This is a genomic window from Microbacterium sp. (assembly GCF_011620715.1).
Taxonomy (GTDB): domain Bacteria; phylum Actinomycetota; class Actinomycetes; order Actinomycetales; family Microbacteriaceae; genus Microbacterium.
Genome location: NZ_WOYP01000076.1, coordinates 1 through 4,776 on the forward strand (window position 1 = coordinate 1; position 4,776 = coordinate 4,776).

Below are 4,776 nucleotides of genomic sequence, written 5' to 3' on the forward strand. Positions count from 1 at the left end.
TCGTCGGCGGGCTGCTGCGCCTCGGGTTCGTGACCGATCTGCTGTCCAAGCCGATACGTGTCGGGTATCTGAACGCGGTGGCCCTCATCGTGATCATCTCGCAGGTGCCGAAGCTGCTCGGCTTCTCGATCGATGCCGTCGCCCCGGCCCAGGACGTCCTGGGGATCATCCGCGAGATCGCCCGCGGCGAGGTGCTGCCGCTCGCGGCCGCGTTCGGGGTCGGCTCGCTCGCCGTGATCTTCGTGATGCGGTGGCTTCGCTCGCCGGTCCCGGGTGTGCTGGTCGTCGTGGTGGTCGCGACCGCGATCACGGCGATCCTCGGACTCTCCGGCTCCCTGCCGGTCGTCGGCGCCCTGCCTCAGGGCCTGCCGTCGCCCATGCTGGGAGGTCTTGAGTGGGCGGACGTCTGGTCGCTGCTGCTGCCCGCCGCGGGGATCGCACTGGTGGCTTTCACCGACACCGCCGTGCTGTCGCGGGCGCTGTCGGCGCGCCGCGGCGAGAGCGTCGACGGGAGTCAGGAGATGTCGGGCATCGGCCTGGCGAACATCGCCGGGGGCCTGCTCGGCGGGTTTCCGGTGTCGGCGTCTTCTTCGCGCACGCCCGTCGCAGAGCAGGCCGGTTCGCGCACACAGCTCACAGGCGTGGTCGGGGCCGCGCTGCTGATCGCCTTCATCCTGCTCGCCCCGGGAGTCACCGCGTTCCTCCCGGCCGCGACGCTGGCGGCCGTGGTCATCGCAGCGGCCGCAAGCCTCATCGACGTGCGCGGGTTCCGTCGTCTTGTGCGCATGGACCGGATCGACGCGGCGCTGTCGCTCGCGGCATTCGCCGGTGTGCTGGTCTTCGGGGTGCTGGAAGGGATCGTGGTGACGATCGCCCTGTCGATGCTCGCGTTCGTCCAGCACTCATGGCGTCCCTACAAGGCAGAGCTCGGCCGCGTCAGCGGACTCCGCGGCTATCACGACCTCTCACGCTACCCCGAGGGCGAACGCCTGCCCGGGATCGTCATCGTGCGCTTCGATGCGCCGCTCTTCTTCGCGAACGGCGCCATCTTCGACGATTACGTGCGCTCCCGCGTGCGCGCGGCAGGACCGGGCATCACCGCCGTCATCCTCGCCGCCGAGCCGATCACCGACATCGACACGACCGCGATGGACGAGCTGGTCGATCTCGACGACTACCTCGCCAAGCACGGCATCCGGCTCATCCTCGCGGAGATGAAGGATCCGGTCGTCGACGTGCTGCGCCGCTACGGTCTCACCGAGCGCTTCACGCCCGACCGTTTCGCCTCCACGGTGGGTGCTGCGGTCGATGAGCTGACCGGCACGCTGCGCGGCGACCTCGACGGCACGAAGTGGGACGAGGACACGGACAATCCCTGAGCGGATGCCGCACCCCGCCGCTCCGGTGCGCGTTGTTTCAGCCGGCTCGGGCGTCGCGCTCGGCGAGTGCCGCCAGCTGCGCGTTGTAGGCCTCGAGCTCGGCATCCCCCGTGCGATCGGCGTGGCGGTCGGAGCGCTTCTGCGCACGGTCATCGTTGCGGCTCCACTGGATCGCGACGGTGATCGCGAGGATCAGGGTCGGCAGCTCGCCGATCGACCAGGCGACGCCGCCGCCGATGTACTGATCCTCCAAGGGTGTCGGGCCCCAAGTACGCCCCATGGCGCCGAACCATTCGGCGACCATCAGTCCGGTCTGGCTCATGATCGCGATGCCGAAGAAGGCGTGGATCGCCATGACGGCGATCAGCAGCACGAGCCGGCCCGCGTGGGGCAGGCGGTAGGCCACGGGGTCGATGCCGATGAGCGTGAGCACGAACAGGTAGCCCGTGATGAGGAAGTGCGCCGTCATCCACTCGTGCCCGAGATGGTCGTACAGCGACCAGCGGAACAGGTCGGTGAAATAGAAGACCCAGAGCGATCCGACGAACAGTCCAGCCGCGATGAAGGGATTGGTCAGCACACGGGCCACCGGCGAGTGCACGGCCCACAGGATCCACTCGCGCCCGCCGCGCGTGCCGTCATCGCGCCTGCGGATCGCGCGCGCGGCCAGCGTGACGGGGGCGCCGGCCACGAGCAGCAGCGGAATCGCCATCGTCAGCAGCATGTGCCCCACCATGTGCACGCTGAACAGGTAGTCCTGGTAGGCGTTGATGGGCCCGCAGGTCACCCAGAACAGCAGCACGAGCCCAGCGACCCAGAGCACGGTGCGGTACACCGGCCAGCGGTCGCCGCGCCGGCTCAGCCGCCGGACTCCTGCGATGTAGAGGAAGATGCCGAAGCCCGCGGCGAACGCCCACAGCAGGTCGATGTCCCAGGACGTGAACCAGCGGTCGAAGGTCAGCTCCGGCGGCAACGGCGCTCCGGTGAGGTATTCGGAGGGCGTCCGCACTGCGGGAAGGTTCGCCGTGGTCGGCGGTGCGGTGCGGGCCAGCGCGGCCGCGGCACCGCTGGCCAGACCCATGAAGCCGAGTTCGAGCGCGACGAGTCCCCAGAACCGACGGTCGATGTGCTCGTCCCCGAGCCGCCCGATCAGGCCCCTGCGATACCAGGCACCCAGCACGCCGAGTGCGATCAGGGCCCCGACCTTGACGAGCAGGATGGCCCCGTACGGCGACACGAGGTTCTCCCAGGCGCCGACCCCGATCGCGGCGCGCACGGTTCCCGAGATCGCGACCACGATGAATGCCGCGAGGGCGATGCTGGAGTATCGCGACATCGCGTTCGCCAGGGCATCGCGGCCGATCACGGGGCGCACGACGACCATGAGCAGCAGCCCGCCGAGCCAGACGGCCGCGGCGATGATGTGCAGCACGATCGCCATCACGGCTGCGGTGTGATTCGCCTCCTCACCGGAGTGCCCCTGCGTGCCCATCGGCACCATCGCCGCGATCGCGAGGATCGCGACGAACAGCGTCGGCGTCCACGACCGCACGGCGAAGGCGAGCACGGTGATCGCCGCGCCGGCGACGGCGGTGATCAGCCAGGTGCGGCCGCCCTCCGTCTCCACGAGGAAGCGACCGAGCTGCGCGCCGAATTCCGGGCCGAGGCCGACGGCGGGGTTGAAGGTGTTGATGAACGTGAAGAAGCCCGTCGTCGCGGCAGCGACCGTGAACACCGCCGCAGACACGGATGCCATGTCGAGGGCGGTGTCGAACTCGCGCTCGCCTGCCTTCAGGGTGAACAGCGCCGTCACGAGTGAGCCGACCATGCCGGCCGCGGCGAGGTTCACGAAGAGCGTGGCGGTCGGCAGCCCCCATCGCACGAGCGGTCCGGGGTCGCCGATGGCGAACGGTGCTGCGCCTGCGCCGACGAGGAGCCCCCAGATCAGCGCCGCGAGCGCGGCGACGACCAGGATCGCGGGGCCGGCGGCCCGCAGCGCGCGGGAGTTCACACGGTTAAGCCTAGGCGGGCATGCAGGAGGGGGATGCCGCGGGTGCGGCATCCCCCTCCTGGCGATCAGATCGGGTGCGGCGCTCGTCGCGCTATCGGTTGCCGAGTAGCGAGCGCCAGCGAGCGGATCGAGACACGCTCGGCATTGATCCGTGTCGCGTCTACTTGACGGCGGCCTTCAGCTTCGAGCCCGCGGTGACCTTGACGCGCTTGCCGGCAGGGATCTTGATCTCAGCACCGGTCTGCGGGTTGCGGCCCGTGCGGGCCGACGTGGCGACCTGCTCGAACGAGATCCAGCCGGGGATCGACACCTTGCTGCCCTTGGCGACCGCCTCGGAGACGGTGGAGAAGAGGGAGTCGAGCACGCCCGACACGGTGGACTGGCTCTGGCCCGTTGCGCTCGCGATGCTCGCAACGAGTTCGGTCTTGGTGATGGACTTGTCAGCCATGTGGTTGTCCTCCAAGGCGCGCACGCGTGCCTTTCATTACTCGGACCGGGTGGCACATCGCCCCCGGCTGGTCGGATCGACCGTGCCCGAATATACCCACATTCCGCGCAGTTCCGCGGATTTCCGCGCCTCTTGACCTAATCCATCGCCGTGTCCTCGGTGCAGGTGGGGCTGCTGTGACCGGAGTGACGGAAATCCAGGCGCGGGTCGCGGCCCGGCCCGCACACAGAAGAGGCGGACCCCGCTTCGGGGATCCGCCTCTTCGACGTCGTCGCTGGTGCTACCAGCTGGACTTGGTGACGCCGGGCAGTTCGCCACGGTGCGCCATATCACGGAAGCGGACACGCGAGATGCCGAACTTCGTGAGGACACCGCGGGGGCGGCCGTCGATGACATCGCGTGAACGCACCCGCACGGGCGAGGCGTTCTTGGGCAGCTTCTGCAGGCCGACGCGAGCGGCTTCGCGCTGCTCGTCGGTGCTCGTCGGGTCGATGAGGGCCTTCTTCAGTTCGGCGCGCTTCGCAGCGTAGCGCTCGACGACGACCTTGCGCTGCTCATTGCGCGCGATCTTGCTCTTCTTGGCCATGGGTCAGCGCTCCTCTCGGAATTCGACGTGCTTGCGGATCACCGGGTCGTACTTCTTGAGCACGATGCGGTCGGGATTGTTGCGGCGGTTCTTGCGCGTCACGTAGGTGTACCCCGTGCCCGCGGTCGAACGCAGCTTGATGATCGGACGTACGTCCTGAGCCTTCTTGGCCATCAGAGCTTGACACCCCTTGCCTGCATGTCACGGACGACGGCCTCGATGCCGCGGGCATCGATGACCTTGATGCCCTTGGCCGAGACGTTGAGCTTGATGTTGCGGCCCAGCGACGGAACGAAATAGGTCTTCTTCTGCACGTTCGGGTCGAAGCGGCGCTTCGTCCGGCGGTGCGAGT

The 4,776-nt window shown here is 68.7% G+C and carries 6 protein-coding genes; 1 reads left to right on the plus strand and 5 read right to left on the minus strand.

What is annotated here, in order from left to right; translation table 11 throughout:
• Positions 1-1,379, plus strand: a 1,379-nt coding sequence (locus QZV84_RS07565; protein ID WP_292827727.1) for a SulP family inorganic anion transporter, incomplete at its 5' end; no start/stop codon positions are given.
• A 37-nt stretch (positions 1,380-1,416) separates the two neighbouring features.
• On the opposite strand, the gene QZV84_RS07570 is transcribed toward QZV84_RS07565, so the two are convergent.
• The 5 genes from QZV84_RS07570 to QZV84_RS07590 all read right to left on the minus strand — a co-directional run.
• A complete protein-coding gene (locus QZV84_RS07570) occupies positions 1,417-3,390 on the minus strand; it encodes a cytochrome c oxidase assembly protein (RefSeq protein ID WP_292827730.1) in 1,974 nt (657 codons plus the stop codon).
• Between the two features lie 160 nt (positions 3,391-3,550).
• Positions 3,551-3,838 carry an HU family DNA-binding protein gene (locus QZV84_RS07575; RefSeq protein ID WP_292827733.1) on the minus strand — a complete coding sequence of 96 codons (288 nt, stop codon included), beginning with the start codon at positions 3,836-3,838 and terminating at the stop codon, positions 3,551-3,553.
• A gap of 280 nt (positions 3,839-4,118) precedes the next feature.
• A complete protein-coding gene (rpsN, locus tag QZV84_RS07580; RefSeq protein ID WP_292827736.1) occupies positions 4,119-4,424 on the minus strand; it encodes a 30S ribosomal protein S14 in 306 nt (101 codons plus the stop codon).
• Between the two features lie 3 nt (positions 4,425-4,427).
• The gene (rpmG, locus tag QZV84_RS07585) at positions 4,428-4,598 is read right to left on the minus strand and encodes a 50S ribosomal protein L33 (RefSeq protein WP_005051772.1); all 171 of its coding nucleotides are present in this window, start codon (positions 4,596-4,598) and stop codon (positions 4,428-4,430) included.
• A partial coding sequence (locus tag QZV84_RS07590; RefSeq protein ID WP_292827739.1) for a bL28 family ribosomal protein occupies positions 4,598-4,776 on the minus strand: 179 nt, incomplete at its 5' end. The genes rpmG and QZV84_RS07590, both read right to left, overlap by 1 nt.